Annotated in this window: 4 protein-coding genes, 9 tRNA genes and 6 rRNA genes; all 19 read left to right on the forward strand. The window is 48.0% G+C overall.

What is annotated here, in order from left to right; translation table 11 throughout:
- Nucleotides 1-247 precede the first annotated feature (247 nt).
- The 19 genes from MHI11_RS00495 (at nucleotide 248) to clpC (ending at nucleotide 16,431) form a co-directional block, all read left to right on the forward strand.
- Nucleotides 248-1,796 (forward strand): 16S ribosomal RNA (locus tag MHI11_RS00495).
- A gap of 182 nt (nucleotides 1,797-1,978) precedes the next feature.
- Nucleotides 1,979-4,909: ribosomal RNA gene (locus MHI11_RS00500) — 23S ribosomal RNA — on the forward strand.
- Between the two features lie 61 nt (nucleotides 4,910-4,970).
- A 5S ribosomal RNA gene (gene rrf, locus MHI11_RS00505) occupies nucleotides 4,971-5,086 on the forward strand.
- Between the two features lie 793 nt (nucleotides 5,087-5,879).
- Nucleotides 5,880-5,955, forward strand: a tRNA-Val gene (locus MHI11_RS00510).
- Nucleotides 5,956-5,988: 33 nt separating this feature from the next.
- A tRNA-Thr gene (locus tag MHI11_RS00515) sits at nucleotides 5,989-6,064 on the forward strand.
- Nucleotides 6,065-6,101: 37 nt separating this feature from the next.
- Nucleotides 6,102-6,177: transfer RNA gene (locus MHI11_RS00520), tRNA-Lys, on the forward strand.
- 7 nt (nucleotides 6,178-6,184) lie between these two features.
- Nucleotides 6,185-6,267, forward strand: a tRNA-Leu gene (locus tag MHI11_RS00525).
- 30 nt (nucleotides 6,268-6,297) lie between these two features.
- A tRNA-Gly gene (locus tag MHI11_RS00530) sits at nucleotides 6,298-6,369 on the forward strand.
- Nucleotides 6,370-6,381: 12 nt separating this feature from the next.
- Nucleotides 6,382-6,467: transfer RNA gene (locus tag MHI11_RS00535), tRNA-Leu, on the forward strand.
- A gap of 11 nt (nucleotides 6,468-6,478) precedes the next feature.
- Nucleotides 6,479-6,555: transfer RNA gene (locus MHI11_RS00540), tRNA-Arg, on the forward strand.
- 7 nt (nucleotides 6,556-6,562) lie between these two features.
- Nucleotides 6,563-6,639, forward strand: a tRNA-Pro gene (locus tag MHI11_RS00545).
- A gap of 8 nt (nucleotides 6,640-6,647) precedes the next feature.
- Nucleotides 6,648-6,723: transfer RNA gene (locus tag MHI11_RS00550), tRNA-Ala, on the forward strand.
- A 127-nt stretch (nucleotides 6,724-6,850) separates the two neighbouring features.
- A 16S ribosomal RNA gene (locus tag MHI11_RS00555) occupies nucleotides 6,851-8,399 on the forward strand.
- Nucleotides 8,400-8,581: 182 nt separating this feature from the next.
- Nucleotides 8,582-11,512, forward strand: a 23S ribosomal RNA gene (locus MHI11_RS00560).
- Nucleotides 11,513-11,573: 61 nt separating this feature from the next.
- Nucleotides 11,574-11,689: ribosomal RNA gene (gene rrf / locus MHI11_RS00565) — 5S ribosomal RNA — on the forward strand.
- Together the 16S, 23S and 5S rRNA genes with 9 tRNA genes alongside form the textbook arrangement of a ribosomal RNA operon.
- A gap of 177 nt (nucleotides 11,690-11,866) precedes the next feature.
- Nucleotides 11,867-12,331 (forward strand): CtsR family transcriptional regulator, encoded by a 465-nt coding sequence (locus MHI11_RS00570; protein ID WP_340960182.1) that lies wholly within the window; start codon nucleotides 11,867-11,869, stop codon nucleotides 12,329-12,331.
- 14 nt (nucleotides 12,332-12,345) lie between these two features.
- Nucleotides 12,346-12,903, forward strand: coding sequence for a UvrB/UvrC motif-containing protein (locus MHI11_RS00575; protein WP_034620770.1), 558 nt, complete (start codon nucleotides 12,346-12,348; stop codon nucleotides 12,901-12,903).
- A gap of 4 nt (nucleotides 12,904-12,907) precedes the next feature.
- On the forward strand, nucleotides 12,908-13,999 hold the full coding sequence (locus tag MHI11_RS00580; RefSeq protein WP_106066796.1) for a protein arginine kinase: 1,092 nt from the start codon (nucleotides 12,908-12,910) through the stop codon (nucleotides 13,997-13,999).
- Complete coding sequence (gene clpC, locus MHI11_RS00585) at nucleotides 13,996-16,431, forward strand: ATP-dependent protease ATP-binding subunit ClpC (RefSeq protein ID WP_034665649.1); 2,436 nt, start codon at nucleotides 13,996-13,998, stop codon at nucleotides 16,429-16,431. Before MHI11_RS00580 ends, clpC begins: the two co-directional genes overlap by 4 nt.
- Nucleotides 16,432-16,470 lie beyond the last annotated feature (39 nt).

Raw genomic sequence — 16,470 nt, forward strand, 5'->3', positions numbered from 1 at the left:
GTATATTATTATTCGTTGCCGCAAAACAGCAACGAGGTTAAAAAAAGAAATTGAAAAAACTTCTTGACTTTAACCAATACGAAATGTTAAGATATTAAAGTCGCTTACGAGCGATAACGAAAATGATCTTTGAAAACTAAACAAGACAAAACGTACCTGTTAATTCGAGTTTTTATAAAAAAATCCTATGAAACATCATAGGTAGTCAGTCAAACGCTGACGAAAAACAAAACTTCGGTTTTGTACTTTTTCGGAGAGTTTGATCCTGGCTCAGGACGAACGCTGGCGGCGTGCCTAATACATGCAAGTCGAGCGAACAGAAGGGAGCTTGCTCCCGGATGTTAGCGGCGGACGGGTGAGTAACACGTGGGTAACCTGCCTGTAAGACTGGGATAACTCCGGGAAACCGGAGCTAATACCGGATAGTTCCTTGAACCGCATGGTTCAAGGATGAAAGACGGTTTCGGCTGTCACTTACAGATGGACCCGCGGCGCATTAGCTAGTTGGTGGGGTAATGGCTCACCAAGGCGACGATGCGTAGCCGACCTGAGAGGGTGATCGGCCACACTGGGACTGAGACACGGCCCAGACTCCTACGGGAGGCAGCAGTAGGGAATCTTCCGCAATGGACGAAAGTCTGACGGAGCAACGCCGCGTGAGTGATGAAGGTTTTCGGATCGTAAAGCTCTGTTGTTAGGGAAGAACAAGTGCGAGAGTAACTGCTCGCACCTTGACGGTACCTAACCAGAAAGCCACGGCTAACTACGTGCCAGCAGCCGCGGTAATACGTAGGTGGCAAGCGTTGTCCGGAATTATTGGGCGTAAAGGGCTCGCAGGCGGTTTCTTAAGTCTGATGTGAAAGCCCCCGGCTCAACCGGGGAGGGTCATTGGAAACTGGGAAACTTGAGTGCAGAAGAGGAGAGTGGAATTCCACGTGTAGCGGTGAAATGCGTAGAGATGTGGAGGAACACCAGTGGCGAAGGCGACTCTCTGGTCTGTAACTGACGCTGAGGAGCGAAAGCGTGGGGAGCGAACAGGATTAGATACCCTGGTAGTCCACGCCGTAAACGATGAGTGCTAAGTGTTAGGGGGTTTCCGCCCCTTAGTGCTGCAGCTAACGCATTAAGCACTCCGCCTGGGGAGTACGGTCGCAAGACTGAAACTCAAAGGAATTGACGGGGGCCCGCACAAGCGGTGGAGCATGTGGTTTAATTCGAAGCAACGCGAAGAACCTTACCAGGTCTTGACATCCTCTGACAACCCTAGAGATAGGGCTTTCCCTTCGGGGACAGAGTGACAGGTGGTGCATGGTTGTCGTCAGCTCGTGTCGTGAGATGTTGGGTTAAGTCCCGCAACGAGCGCAACCCTTGATCTTAGTTGCCAGCATTTAGTTGGGCACTCTAAGGTGACTGCCGGTGACAAACCGGAGGAAGGTGGGGATGACGTCAAATCATCATGCCCCTTATGACCTGGGCTACACACGTGCTACAATGGACAGAACAAAGGGCTGCGAGACCGCAAGGTTTAGCCAATCCCATAAATCTGTTCTCAGTTCGGATCGCAGTCTGCAACTCGACTGCGTGAAGCTGGAATCGCTAGTAATCGCGGATCAGCATGCCGCGGTGAATACGTTCCCGGGCCTTGTACACACCGCCCGTCACACCACGAGAGTTTGTAACACCCGAAGTCGGTGAGGTAACCTTTATGGAGCCAGCCGCCGAAGGTGGGACAGATGATTGGGGTGAAGTCGTAACAAGGTAGCCGTATCGGAAGGTGCGGCTGGATCACCTCCTTTCTAAGGATATATGGAGCAGTGTGCGTTTTCGTCTTGTTTAGTTTTGAAGGATCATTCCTTCAAGACATGTCTCTAGCGAGACAGGATTGTTCTTTGAAAACTAGATAACAATAAGTAATACATTCACATTGAATGCAATGCAAAGTTCATCACACATAGTGATTCTTTCTAAAGTAAGAAATGGTTAAGTTAGAAAGGGCGCACGGTGGATGCCTTGGCACTAGGAGCCGATGAAGGACGGGACGAACACCGATATGCTTCGGGGAGCTGTAAGCAAGCTTTGATCCGGAGATTTCCGAATGGGGAAACCCACTGCTCGTAATGGAGTAGTATCCATACTTGAATACATAGAGTATGAGAAGGCATACCCGGGGAACTGAAACATCTAAGTACCCGGAGGAAGAGAAAGCAAATGCGATTCCCTGAGTAGCGGCGAGCGAAACGGGAACAGCCCAAACCAAGAGGCTTGCCTCTTGGGGTTGTAGGACACTCTATACGGAGTTACAAAGGAACGATATAAGCGAAGAGGTCTGGAAAGGCCCGCCAAAGAAGGTAACAGCCCTGTAACTGAAATGTTGTTCTCTCCAGAGTGGATCCTGAGTACGGCGGAACACGTGAAATTCCGTCGGAATCCGGGAGGACCATCTCCCAAGGCTAAATACTCCCTAGTGACCGATAGTGAACCAGTACCGTGAGGGAAAGGTGAAAAGCACCCCGGAAGGGGAGTGAAATAGATCCTGAAACCGTGTGCCTACAAGTAGTCAGAGCCCGTTAAAGGGTGATGGCGTGCCTTTTGTAGAATGAACCGGCGAGTTACGATCCCGTGCAAGGTTAAGCAGAAGATGCGGAGCCGCAGCGAAAGCGAGTCTGAATAGGGCGCATGAGTACGTGGTCGTAGACCCGAAACCAGGTGATCTACCCATGTCCAGGGTGAAGTTCAGGTAACACTGAATGGAGGCCCGAACCCACGCACGTTGAAAAGTGCGGGGATGAGGTGTGGGTAGGGGTGAAATGCCAATCGAACCTGGAGATAGCTGGTTCTCTCCGAAATAGCTTTAGGGCTAGCCTCAAGGTAAGAGTCTCGGAGGTAGAGCACTGATTGGACTAGGGGCCCCTACCGGGTTACCGAATTCAGTCAAACTCCGAATGCCGATGACTTATCCTTGGGAGTCAGACTGCGAGTGATAAGATCCGTAGTCGAAAGGGAAACAGCCCAGACCGCCAGCTAAGGTCCCAAAGTATACGTTAAGTGGAAAAGGATGTGGAGTTGCTTAGACAACCAGGATGTTGGCTTAGAAGCAGCCACCATTTAAAGAGTGCGTAATAGCTCACTGGTCGAGTGACTCTGCGCCGAAAATGTACCGGGGCTAAACGTATCACCGAAGCTGCGGACTGTTCTTACGAACAGTGGTAGGAGAGCGTTCTAAGTGCTGTGAAGTCAGACCGGAAGGACTGGTGGAGCGCTTAGAAGTGAGAATGCCGGTATGAGTAGCGAAAGACGGGTGAGAATCCCGTCCACCGAATGCCTAAGGTTTCCTGAGGAAGGCTCGTCCGCTCAGGGTTAGTCGGGACCTAAGCCGAGGCCGAAAGGCGTAGGCGATGGACAACAGGTTGATATTCCTGTACCACCTCCTCACCATTTGAGCAATGGGGGGACGCAGGAGGATAGGGTAAGCGCGGTATTGGATATCCGCGTCCAAGCAGTTAGGCTGGGAAATAGGCAAATCCGTTTCCCGTAAAGGCTGAGCTGTGATGGCGAGCGAAATTTAGTAGCGAAGTTCCTGATTCCACACTGCCAAGAAAAGCCTCTAGCGAGGTGAGAGGTGCCCGTACCGCAAACCGACACAGGTAGGCGAGGAGAGAATCCTAAGGTGATCGAGAGAACTCTCGTTAAGGAACTCGGCAAAATGACCCCGTAACTTCGGGAGAAGGGGTGCTTCTTAGGGTGTTAAAGCCCCGAGAAGCCGCAGTGAATAGGCCCAGGCGACTGTTTAGCAAAAACACAGGTCTCTGCGAAGCCGTAAGGCGAAGTATAGGGGCTGACGCCTGCCCGGTGCTGGAAGGTTAAGAGGAGCGCTTAGCGTAAGCGAAGGTGCGAATTGAAGCCCCAGTAAACGGCGGCCGTAACTATAACGGTCCTAAGGTAGCGAAATTCCTTGTCGGGTAAGTTCCGACCCGCACGAAAGGCGCAACGATCTGGGCACTGTCTCAACGAGAGACTCGGTGAAATTATAGTACCTGTGAAGATGCAGGTTACCCGCGACAGGACGGAAAGACCCCGTGGAGCTTTACTGCAGCCTGATATTGAATGTTGGTACAGCTTGTACAGGATAGGTAGGAGCCTTGGAAACCGGAGCGCTAGCTTCGGTGGAGGCATCGGTGGGATACTACCCTGGCTGTATTGACCTTCTAACCCGCTGCCCTTATCGGGCAGGGAGACAGTGTCAGGTGGGCAGTTTGACTGGGGCGGTCGCCTCCTAAAATGTAACGGAGGCGCCCAAAGGTTCCCTCAGAATGGTTGGAAATCATTCGCAGAGTGTAAAGGCACAAGGGAGCTTGACTGCGAGACCTACAAGTCGAGCAGGGACGAAAGTCGGGCTTAGTGATCCGGTGGTTCCGCATGGAAGGGCCATCGCTCAACGGATAAAAGCTACCCCGGGGATAACAGGCTTATCTCCCCCAAGAGTCCACATCGACGGGGAGGTTTGGCACCTCGATGTCGGCTCATCGCATCCTGGGGCTGTAGTCGGTCCCAAGGGTTGGGCTGTTCGCCCATTAAAGCGGTACGCGAGCTGGGTTCAGAACGTCGTGAGACAGTTCGGTCCCTATCCGTCGCGGGCGCAGGAAATTTGAGAGGAGCTGTCCTTAGTACGAGAGGACCGGGATGGACGCACCGCTGGTGTACCAGTTGTTCTGCCAAGGGCATCGCTGGGTAGCTATGTGCGGACGGGATAAGTGCTGAAAGCATCTAAGCATGAAGCCCCCCTCAAGATGAGATTTCCCATTCCGCAAGGAAGTAAGATCCCTGAAAGATGATCAGGTTGATAGGTCTGAGGTGGAAGCGTGGTGACACGTGGAGCTGACAGATACTAATAGATCGAGGACTTAACCTATATTCTAATGTGAAGCTTGAACATTGTTATCTAGTTTTGAGAGAACATTCTCTCCATCAGGTTTGGTGGCGATAGCGAAGAGGTCACACCCGTTCCCATACCGAACACGGAAGTTAAGCTCTTCAGCGCCGATGGTAGTTGGGGGTCTCCCCCTGTGAGAGTAGGACGCCGCCAAGCTTTTCTAAGGATCAGTTCCATAAGGAACTGATCTTTTTTGTGTTTTTGAAAAAATTACTTCTATTAAATCACTTTGTAAAGTGAGAAGTGATGATGTAGTAAGCCTCATCGATCAATTAATCCTTCCGTTCGTCTCACTTTCATGTATTCTCATTGAACAATGCAGCTGTTGTGTGGATCGGTCGTTCAATTCGTTTAAGATGAAGATCAAAACATAGAAAGCAGCCAATAAGAATTTTCTTTGGCATCCAGATACAGAGGGCTGTTTAGAGACACACTAGATAACTGAGTATTGCCAAAGAACATATAGCACCTTCAGTTAATTTTTTTCACCCGCTCTAAGTATAAGAACAAGAAAGAATCAACAACAACTTGTTGCCCCAGTAACACTTTAATATTGAAGATAGTAAAGAACAGCATCATTTACGGATATTTTTACACGAAAATGATTTCTCAGAAAAATAAAATAATAAAAGATTCCCTTCTCTAGATGATTTGTATGAGAAGATATATTGAATAAAACAAGCATATAAAAAGCATGAAAAGGGTCATTTCACACCAATAAAGCTTTATTAGAGCGGTTTTTAACAAAAAAACATAAAAAAATGAAAAAAAGGCTTTTAAAATGATGAGACAAGTGGTAGACTTCTTTAGGTGCCTTAATGAAAAGATGAAAAAAACAACGTTAAAATAAATTCGAAAATTATTTTAAAAAAGTCTTTACAAACAATATCTTATCATTATATAATACTACTTGTCGGATCGAGAGACATTCGAAATGACAACACAATATGGAGGATTAGCTCAGCTGGGAGAGCATCTGCCTTACAAGCAGAGGGTCGGCGGTTCGAGCCCGTCATCCTCCACCATATTTATTCTTACATAATGTTAGGATAGATAAAGCCGGTGTAGCTCAACTGGTAGAGCAACTGACTTGTAATCAGTAGGTTGGGGGTTCAAGTCCTCTTGCCGGCACCACTTTCATATGGTAAGATAGACAAGTCGCTTTTAAAGCGAGCCATTAGCTCAGTTGGTAGAGCATCTGACTTTTAATCAGAGGGTCGAAGGTTCGAGTCCTTCATGGCTCACCATTTTCATGCGGGTGTGGCGGAATTGGCAGACGCGCTAGACTTAGGATCTAGTGTCTTTATGACGTGGGGGTTCAAGTCCCTTCACCCGCATAGCCAAACAAAATAAAGAAATCCTGTAATGCGGAAGTAGTTCAGTGGTAGAACACCACCTTGCCAAGGTGGGGGTCGCGGGTTCGAATCCCGTCTTCCGCTTATACCATCCACGCCGGGGTGGTGGAATTGGCAGACACACAGGACTTAAAATCCTGCGGTAGGTGACTACCGTGCCGGTTCAAGTCCGGCCCTCGGCATTATACAATAAGCGCCCGTAGCTCAATTGGATAGAGCGTTTGACTACGGATCAAAAGGTTAGGGGTTCGACTCCTCTCGGGCGCGCCATTAAGATCGGGAAGTAGCTCAGCTTGGTAGAGCACTTGGTTTGGGACCAAGGGGTCGCAGGTTCGAATCCTGTCTTCCCGACCATCTTTTATGGGGCCTTAGCTCAGCTGGGAGAGCGCCTGCCTTGCACGCAGGAGGTCAGCGGTTCGATCCCGCTAGGCTCCACCAATATGATCTTTGAAAACTAAACAAGACAAAACGTACCTGTTAATTCGAGTTTTTATAAAAAAATCCTATGAAACATCATAGGTAGTCAGTCAAACGCTGACGAAAAACAAAACTTCGGTTTTGTACTTTTTCGGAGAGTTTGATCCTGGCTCAGGACGAACGCTGGCGGCGTGCCTAATACATGCAAGTCGAGCGAACAGAAGGGAGCTTGCTCCCGGATGTTAGCGGCGGACGGGTGAGTAACACGTGGGTAACCTGCCTGTAAGACTGGGATAACTCCGGGAAACCGGAGCTAATACCGGATAGTTCCTTGAACCGCATGGTTCAAGGATGAAAGACGGTTTCGGCTGTCACTTACAGATGGACCCGCGGCGCATTAGCTAGTTGGTGGGGTAATGGCTCACCAAGGCGACGATGCGTAGCCGACCTGAGAGGGTGATCGGCCACACTGGGACTGAGACACGGCCCAGACTCCTACGGGAGGCAGCAGTAGGGAATCTTCCGCAATGGACGAAAGTCTGACGGAGCAACGCCGCGTGAGTGATGAAGGTTTTCGGATCGTAAAGCTCTGTTGTTAGGGAAGAACAAGTGCGAGAGTAACTGCTCGCACCTTGACGGTACCTAACCAGAAAGCCACGGCTAACTACGTGCCAGCAGCCGCGGTAATACGTAGGTGGCAAGCGTTGTCCGGAATTATTGGGCGTAAAGGGCTCGCAGGCGGTTTCTTAAGTCTGATGTGAAAGCCCCCGGCTCAACCGGGGAGGGTCATTGGAAACTGGGAAACTTGAGTGCAGAAGAGGAGAGTGGAATTCCACGTGTAGCGGTGAAATGCGTAGAGATGTGGAGGAACACCAGTGGCGAAGGCGACTCTCTGGTCTGTAACTGACGCTGAGGAGCGAAAGCGTGGGGAGCGAACAGGATTAGATACCCTGGTAGTCCACGCCGTAAACGATGAGTGCTAAGTGTTAGGGGGTTTCCGCCCCTTAGTGCTGCAGCTAACGCATTAAGCACTCCGCCTGGGGAGTACGGTCGCAAGACTGAAACTCAAAGGAATTGACGGGGGCCCGCACAAGCGGTGGAGCATGTGGTTTAATTCGAAGCAACGCGAAGAACCTTACCAGGTCTTGACATCCTCTGACAACCCTAGAGATAGGGCTTTCCCTTCGGGGACAGAGTGACAGGTGGTGCATGGTTGTCGTCAGCTCGTGTCGTGAGATGTTGGGTTAAGTCCCGCAACGAGCGCAACCCTTGATCTTAGTTGCCAGCATTTAGTTGGGCACTCTAAGGTGACTGCCGGTGACAAACCGGAGGAAGGTGGGGATGACGTCAAATCATCATGCCCCTTATGACCTGGGCTACACACGTGCTACAATGGACAGAACAAAGGGCTGCGAGACCGCAAGGTTTAGCCAATCCCATAAATCTGTTCTCAGTTCGGATCGCAGTCTGCAACTCGACTGCGTGAAGCTGGAATCGCTAGTAATCGCGGATCAGCATGCCGCGGTGAATACGTTCCCGGGCCTTGTACACACCGCCCGTCACACCACGAGAGTTTGTAACACCCGAAGTCGGTGAGGTAACCTTTATGGAGCCAGCCGCCGAAGGTGGGACAGATGATTGGGGTGAAGTCGTAACAAGGTAGCCGTATCGGAAGGTGCGGCTGGATCACCTCCTTTCTAAGGATATATGGAGCAGTGTGCGTTTTCGTCTTGTTTAGTTTTGAAGGATCATTCCTTCAAGACATGTCTCTAGCGAGACAGGATTGTTCTTTGAAAACTAGATAACAATAAGTAATACATTCACATTGAATGCAATGCAAAGTTCATCACACATAGTGATTCTTTCTAAAGTAAGAAATGGTTAAGTTAGAAAGGGCGCACGGTGGATGCCTTGGCACTAGGAGCCGATGAAGGACGGGACGAACACCGATATGCTTCGGGGAGCTGTAAGCAAGCTTTGATCCGGAGATTTCCGAATGGGGAAACCCACTGCTCGTAATGGAGTAGTATCCATACTTGAATACATAGAGTATGAGAAGGCATACCCGGGGAACTGAAACATCTAAGTACCCGGAGGAAGAGAAAGCAAATGCGATTCCCTGAGTAGCGGCGAGCGAAACGGGAACAGCCCAAACCAAGAGGCTTGCCTCTTGGGGTTGTAGGACACTCTATACGGAGTTACAAAGGAACGATATAAGCGAAGAGGTCTGGAAAGGCCCGCCAAAGAAGGTAACAGCCCTGTAACTGAAATGTTGTTCTCTCCAGAGTGGATCCTGAGTACGGCGGAACACGTGAAATTCCGTCGGAATCCGGGAGGACCATCTCCCAAGGCTAAATACTCCCTAGTGACCGATAGTGAACCAGTACCGTGAGGGAAAGGTGAAAAGCACCCCGGAAGGGGAGTGAAATAGATCCTGAAACCGTGTGCCTACAAGTAGTCAGAGCCCGTTAAAGGGTGATGGCGTGCCTTTTGTAGAATGAACCGGCGAGTTACGATCCCGTGCAAGGTTAAGCAGAAGATGCGGAGCCGCAGCGAAAGCGAGTCTGAATAGGGCGCATGAGTACGTGGTCGTAGACCCGAAACCAGGTGATCTACCCATGTCCAGGGTGAAGTTCAGGTAACACTGAATGGAGGCCCGAACCCACGCACGTTGAAAAGTGCGGGGATGAGGTGTGGGTAGGGGTGAAATGCCAATCGAACCTGGAGATAGCTGGTTCTCTCCGAAATAGCTTTAGGGCTAGCCTCAAGGTAAGAGTCTCGGAGGTAGAGCACTGATTGGACTAGGGGCCCCTACCGGGTTACCGAATTCAGTCAAACTCCGAATGCCGATGACTTATCCTTGGGAGTCAGACTGCGAGTGATAAGATCCGTAGTCGAAAGGGAAACAGCCCAGACCGCCAGCTAAGGTCCCAAAGTATACGTTAAGTGGAAAAGGATGTGGAGTTGCTTAGACAACCAGGATGTTGGCTTAGAAGCAGCCACCATTTAAAGAGTGCGTAATAGCTCACTGGTCGAGTGACTCTGCGCCGAAAATGTACCGGGGCTAAACGTATCACCGAAGCTGCGGACTGTTCTTACGAACAGTGGTAGGAGAGCGTTCTAAGTGCTGTGAAGTCAGACCGGAAGGACTGGTGGAGCGCTTAGAAGTGAGAATGCCGGTATGAGTAGCGAAAGACGGGTGAGAATCCCGTCCACCGAATGCCTAAGGTTTCCTGAGGAAGGCTCGTCCGCTCAGGGTTAGTCGGGACCTAAGCCGAGGCCGAAAGGCGTAGGCGATGGACAACAGGTTGATATTCCTGTACCACCTCCTCACCATTTGAGCAATGGGGGGACGCAGGAGGATAGGGTAAGCGCGGTATTGGATATCCGCGTCCAAGCAGTTAGGCTGGGAAATAGGCAAATCCGTTTCCCGTAAAGGCTGAGCTGTGATGGCGAGCGAAATTTAGTAGCGAAGTTCCTGATTCCACACTGCCAAGAAAAGCCTCTAGCGAGGTGAGAGGTGCCCGTACCGCAAACCGACACAGGTAGGCGAGGAGAGAATCCTAAGGTGATCGAGAGAACTCTCGTTAAGGAACTCGGCAAAATGACCCCGTAACTTCGGGAGAAGGGGTGCTTCTTAGGGTGTTAAAGCCCCGAGAAGCCGCAGTGAATAGGCCCAGGCGACTGTTTAGCAAAAACACAGGTCTCTGCGAAGCCGTAAGGCGAAGTATAGGGGCTGACGCCTGCCCGGTGCTGGAAGGTTAAGAGGAGCGCTTAGCGTAAGCGAAGGTGCGAATTGAAGCCCCAGTAAACGGCGGCCGTAACTATAACGGTCCTAAGGTAGCGAAATTCCTTGTCGGGTAAGTTCCGACCCGCACGAAAGGCGCAACGATCTGGGCACTGTCTCAACGAGAGACTCGGTGAAATTATAGTACCTGTGAAGATGCAGGTTACCCGCGACAGGACGGAAAGACCCCGTGGAGCTTTACTGCAGCCTGATATTGAATGTTGGTACAGCTTGTACAGGATAGGTAGGAGCCTTGGAAACCGGAGCGCTAGCTTCGGTGGAGGCATCGGTGGGATACTACCCTGGCTGTATTGACCTTCTAACCCGCTGCCCTTATCGGGCAGGGAGACAGTGTCAGGTGGGCAGTTTGACTGGGGCGGTCGCCTCCTAAAATGTAACGGAGGCGCCCAAAGGTTCCCTCAGAATGGTTGGAAATCATTCGCAGAGTGTAAAGGCACAAGGGAGCTTGACTGCGAGACCTACAAGTCGAGCAGGGACGAAAGTCGGGCTTAGTGATCCGGTGGTTCCGCATGGAAGGGCCATCGCTCAACGGATAAAAGCTACCCCGGGGATAACAGGCTTATCTCCCCCAAGAGTCCACATCGACGGGGAGGTTTGGCACCTCGATGTCGGCTCATCGCATCCTGGGGCTGTAGTCGGTCCCAAGGGTTGGGCTGTTCGCCCATTAAAGCGGTACGCGAGCTGGGTTCAGAACGTCGTGAGACAGTTCGGTCCCTATCCGTCGCGGGCGCAGGAAATTTGAGAGGAGCTGTCCTTAGTACGAGAGGACCGGGATGGACGCACCGCTGGTGTACCAGTTGTTCTGCCAAGGGCATCGCTGGGTAGCTATGTGCGGACGGGATAAGTGCTGAAAGCATCTAAGCATGAAGCCCCCCTCAAGATGAGATTTCCCATTCCGCAAGGAAGTAAGATCCCTGAAAGATGATCAGGTTGATAGGTCTGAGGTGGAAGCGTGGTGACACGTGGAGCTGACAGATACTAATAGATCGAGGACTTAACCTATATTCTAATGTGAAGCTTGAACATTGTTATCTAGTTTTGAGAGAACATTCTCTCCATCAGGTTTGGTGGCGATAGCGAAGAGGTCACACCCGTTCCCATACCGAACACGGAAGTTAAGCTCTTCAGCGCCGATGGTAGTTGGGGGTCTCCCCCTGTGAGAGTAGGACGCCGCCAAGCTTTTCTAAGGATCAGTTCCATAAGGAACTGGTCTTTTTTGTGTTTTTGAGAGGTTTGACACCATATAAATGTGGAAATAATATTCTTAGTTGAGCGATTATCTTGAAAAATCGACCGAAAAAATTTATAGTAAGATTAAAGTCAAATATAGTCAAAGTCAATGGAGGAGGAGGCGGAGTGGCACAAAATATTTCTGATATCATCGAGCAGTATTTGAAAGAAGTCTTGGATCAGAATGGTCGAGAAATATTAGAAATTAAGCGCAATGAAATTGCAGATAAGTTTCAATGCGTACCTTCACAAATTAACTATGTTATCAATACACGCTTTACGAGCGAGAGAGGCTATATCGTTGAAAGTAAGCGTGGCGGCGGTGGCTATATCCGCATCATTAAAGTCAAAATGAATGATGAAGTCGACTTATTGAACAACATTATTTCCCAAATATATCATCGTTTATCACAGGCTGCCTCTGATCATATCATCATGCGTCTTGTCGAAAATAACATTTTATCTGAAAGAGAAGCAAAGATGATGATCAGTGTCATGGACCGTTCTGTTTTGCACATTAATTTACCTGAACGGGATGAATTGCGGGCTCGTATGATGAAAGCGATGTTAAATGCTTTGAAATTAAAGTAAAGCGGGTGAAAAGATTGATTTGTCAAGAATGCAATGAGAGACCAGCCACTTTTCACTTTACGAAAGTTATAAATGGAGAAAAACAGGAAATGCACATATGTGAACAATGTGCAAAAGAAAACAGTGATTCATATGCTATGAGTGGAAACCAAGGTTTCTCGATTCACAACTTATTATCGGGTTTATTGAATATTGATCCTAGCTTTACCACAAGTGCGAATAAGGGATCATCTATTTTTCAAGAAGCAAGAGAAGTGGATCAATGTCCTAAGTGTGGCTTAACCTTTCAACAATTCAGAAAAACAGGCCGTTTTGGCTGTGCAGAATGCTACCGATCATTTGATCAGTATCTGAACCCTGTTTTAAGGAAAGTCCATAGTGGAAATACAGTCCATCATGGAAAAGTGCCTAAACGGATTGCCGGCAGTCTTCATGTGCGCCGGAAACTTGAGTTGATGCAGCAAGAACTGAAGCAGTTAATTGAACAAGAAGAGTTTGAAAAAGCAGCGGAAGTTCGAGATCAAATTCGTGCATTAGAGCATGAGCAATCTCAGCAGAGGGAGGGAGATTAACAACATGTCGCTCCAGCATTTTATTCAAGACGCTTTAAGTCAATGGATGAAACAAAAAGGACCAGAAAGTGACATTGTTCTAAGCAGTCGAATCAGGCTAGCACGAAACCTAGAGCATGTTCGTTTCCCAACTCAGTTTTCTCAGGAAGAGGCTGAAGCTGTTCTCAAGCAATTCGAGCAAAAGTTTGCTAGCCAGAAAGTGAAGGACATCGGAAACTTTGTTCTGATTCGAATGAATGAAACGCAGCCTTTAGCAAAGAGAGTACTTGTTGAAAAGCATTTGATCAGCCCAAACTTAGCAGAATCAAGATTTGGTGGTTGTTTGCTTTCTGAAAATGAAGAAATCAGTGTGATGCTGAATGAAGAAGACCATATTCGGATCCAATGCTTATTCCCAGGATTCCAACTAGCCAATGCACTGAAAGCGGCTAACCAGGTAGATGACTGGATTGAAGAGCAAGTGGATTATGCGTTTTCTGAAAAACGAGGATACTTAACAAGCTGTCCAACCAATGTAGGTACAGGTATTAGGGCTTCGGTCATGATGCATTTACCAGCTTTAGCCCTCACAAGACAAATGAACCGAATAATTCCGGCGATTAATCAATTAGGTCTTGTCGTCAGAGGAATTTATGGTGAAGGCAGCGAAGCAATAGGAAACATCTTTCAAATTTCAAATCAAATGACACTTGGTCAATCAGAAGAGGATATTGTAGATGATTTAAATAGTGTGACCGCTCAGCTCATTGAACAAGAGCGATCTGCAAGAAAAGCGTTATATCAAACATCTAAAATTGAACTTGAGGACAGAGTGTACCGTTCGTTAGGGATTTTGTCCAATTGTCGCATGATTGAATCAAAGGAAACAGCTAAGTGTTTGTCAGATGTGCGCCTTGGAATTGATTTAGGTATCATTAAGGGGCTTTCTAGTAATATACTGAATGAACTCATGATTTTGACACAGCCTGGCTTTCTTCAACAATATTCTGGAGGAGCTTTGGAGCCAAATGAACGAGATATAAAACGAGCAGCGATTATTAGAGAAAGGCTGCGTTTAGAAATGCATAGGAATGGACAGGAGGATGAAACGATATGATGTTTGGAAGATTCACTGAAAGAGCTCAAAAGGTATTAGCACTTGCACAAGAAGAAGCCATTCGCCTAGGCCATAAGAACATTGGTACTGAACACATTTTACTTGGTCTAGTACGTGAGGGTGAGGGCATTGCCGCAAAAGCGTTAGAAGCACTGGGCCTTGTTTCAGATAAAATCCAAAAAGAAGTCGAAAGCTTGATTGGAAGAGGGCAAGAGGTGTCTCAAGCTATTCCTCATTATACGCCTAGAGCGAAGAAGGTCACTGAGCTTTCAATGGATGAAGCAAGAAAGCTAGGTCATTCCTATGTAGGGACAGAACATATTCTATTAGGTCTTATTCGCGAGGGAGAGGGTGTAGCTGCCCGCGTGTTAAATAACCTCGGAGTGAGCTTAAATAAAGCACGTCAGCAAGTCCTGCAGCTGCTTGGCAGCAATGAAACAGGTGCATCTGCCGCTGGCTCTAACAGCAATGCAAATACACCAACATTAGATAGCTTGGCAAGAGATTTAACAGCTATTGCGAAAGAAGACAGCTTGGACCCAGTCATTGGACGAAGCAAAGAAATTCAGCGTGTCATTGAGGTACTAAGCAGAAGAACAAAAAATAACCCTGTGCTGATTGGTGAGCCTGGTGTTGGTAAAACAGCCATCGCTGAAGGTCTTGCACAGCAAATTATTCATAATGAAGTGCCTGAAATCCTGCGCGATAAACGAGTGATGACACTTGATATGGGAACCGTTGTAGCGGGTACGAAATATCGTGGTGAATTTGAGGATCGTTTGAAAAAAGTCATGGACGAAATTCGTCAGGCAGGAAATATCATTCTCTTCATTGATGAGCTTCATACACTGATTGGTGCTGGTGGAGCAGAGGGTGCGATTGACGCATCTAACATTCTCAAACCATCCTTAGCACGTGGAGAGCTTCAATGTATTGGGGCGACAACGTTAGATGAGTACCGTAAATATATTGAAAAGGATGCTGCGCTTGAACGACGTTTCCAGCCAATTCAAGTAGATCAGCCATCTGTTGATGAAAGTATTCAAATCTTAAGAGGACTTAGAGATCGTTATGAGGCACATCACCGTGTGTCCATCACAGATGAAGCGATTGAGGCGGCGGTGAAGCTGTCTGACCGTTATATATCTGATCGTTTCCTTCCAGATAAGGCGATTGATTTAATTGATGAGGCAGGTTCGAAAGTCCGCTTACGTTCTTTCACAACACCGCCTAACCTAAAAGAACTAGAGCAAAAGCTAGATGAAGTACGCAAAGAAAAGGATGCGGCTGTTCAAAGTCAAGAATTTGAAAAAGCAGCTTCTCTTCGCGATACAGAGCAGCGTTTACGTGAAAAAGTAGAAGTCACCAAGAAATCTTGGAAAGAAAAGCAAGGACAGGAGAATTCAGAGGTATCAGTTGATGATATCGCAATGGTTGTCTCTAGCTGGACGGGAGTGCCTGTTTCAAAAATTGCCCAAACAGAAACAGATAAGCTTCTGAATATGGAACAATTACTCCATTCTCGTGTAATCGGGCAGGATGAAGCGGTTGTCGCTGTAGCAAAAGCTGTGAGACGTGCGCGTGCTGGTCTAAAAGATCCAAAACGTCCAATCGGCTCATTTATCTTCTTAGGCCCAACAGGGGTTGGTAAAACGGAGCTTGCAAGAGCACTCGCAGAGTCTATTTTCGGTGATGAAGAAGCGATGATCCGTATCGATATGTCTGAATACATGGAGAAACACTCTACATCTAGACTTGTTGGGTCACCTCCAGGGTATGTTGGCTATGAAGAAGGCGGACAACTGACTGAAAAAGTGAGAAGAAAACCTTATTCTGTTGTGCTTTTAGACGAGATTGAAAAGGCGCATCCAGATGTATTCAACATCTTACTGCAAGTGTTAGAGGATGGTCGTCTCACTGATTCTAAAGGGCGTACCGTTGACTTTAGAAATACGATTTTGATCATGACATCCAACGTTGGAGCTAGTGAACTGAAGCGAAATAAATATGTTGGCTTTAACGTGCAGGATGAAGGTCAAAATTACAAAGATATGAAAGGCAAAGTGATGGGCGAGTTGAAACGTGCGTTTAGACCAGAATTCATCAACCGTATTGATGAAATCATTGTCTTCCATTCACTTGAAAAGAAACATTTAAAAGAGATCGTTTCTCTCATGTCTGATCAATTGACGAAACGATTAAAAGAACAAGACCTTTCAATTGAATTGACAGAAGCAGCAAAAGCGAAGATTGCCGACGAAGGTGTAGACCTTGAGTACGGTGCGCGTCCGTTAAGAAGAGCGATTCAAAAGCATGTGGAGGATCGACTTTCTGAGGAGCTTCTGAAGGGTAATATTGAAAAAGGTCAACATATCGTATTAGATGTGGAAGATGGAGAAATTGTCGTAAAAACGACGGCTGCTACGAACTAATATAGTAAGAAAAAAGTGTGAGGCATACCAGTCAGGTGT

This window comes from Bacillus sp. FSL K6-3312 (assembly GCF_038007485.1).
Taxonomy (GTDB): domain Bacteria; phylum Bacillota; class Bacilli; order Bacillales; family Bacillaceae; genus Bacillus; species Bacillus pumilus.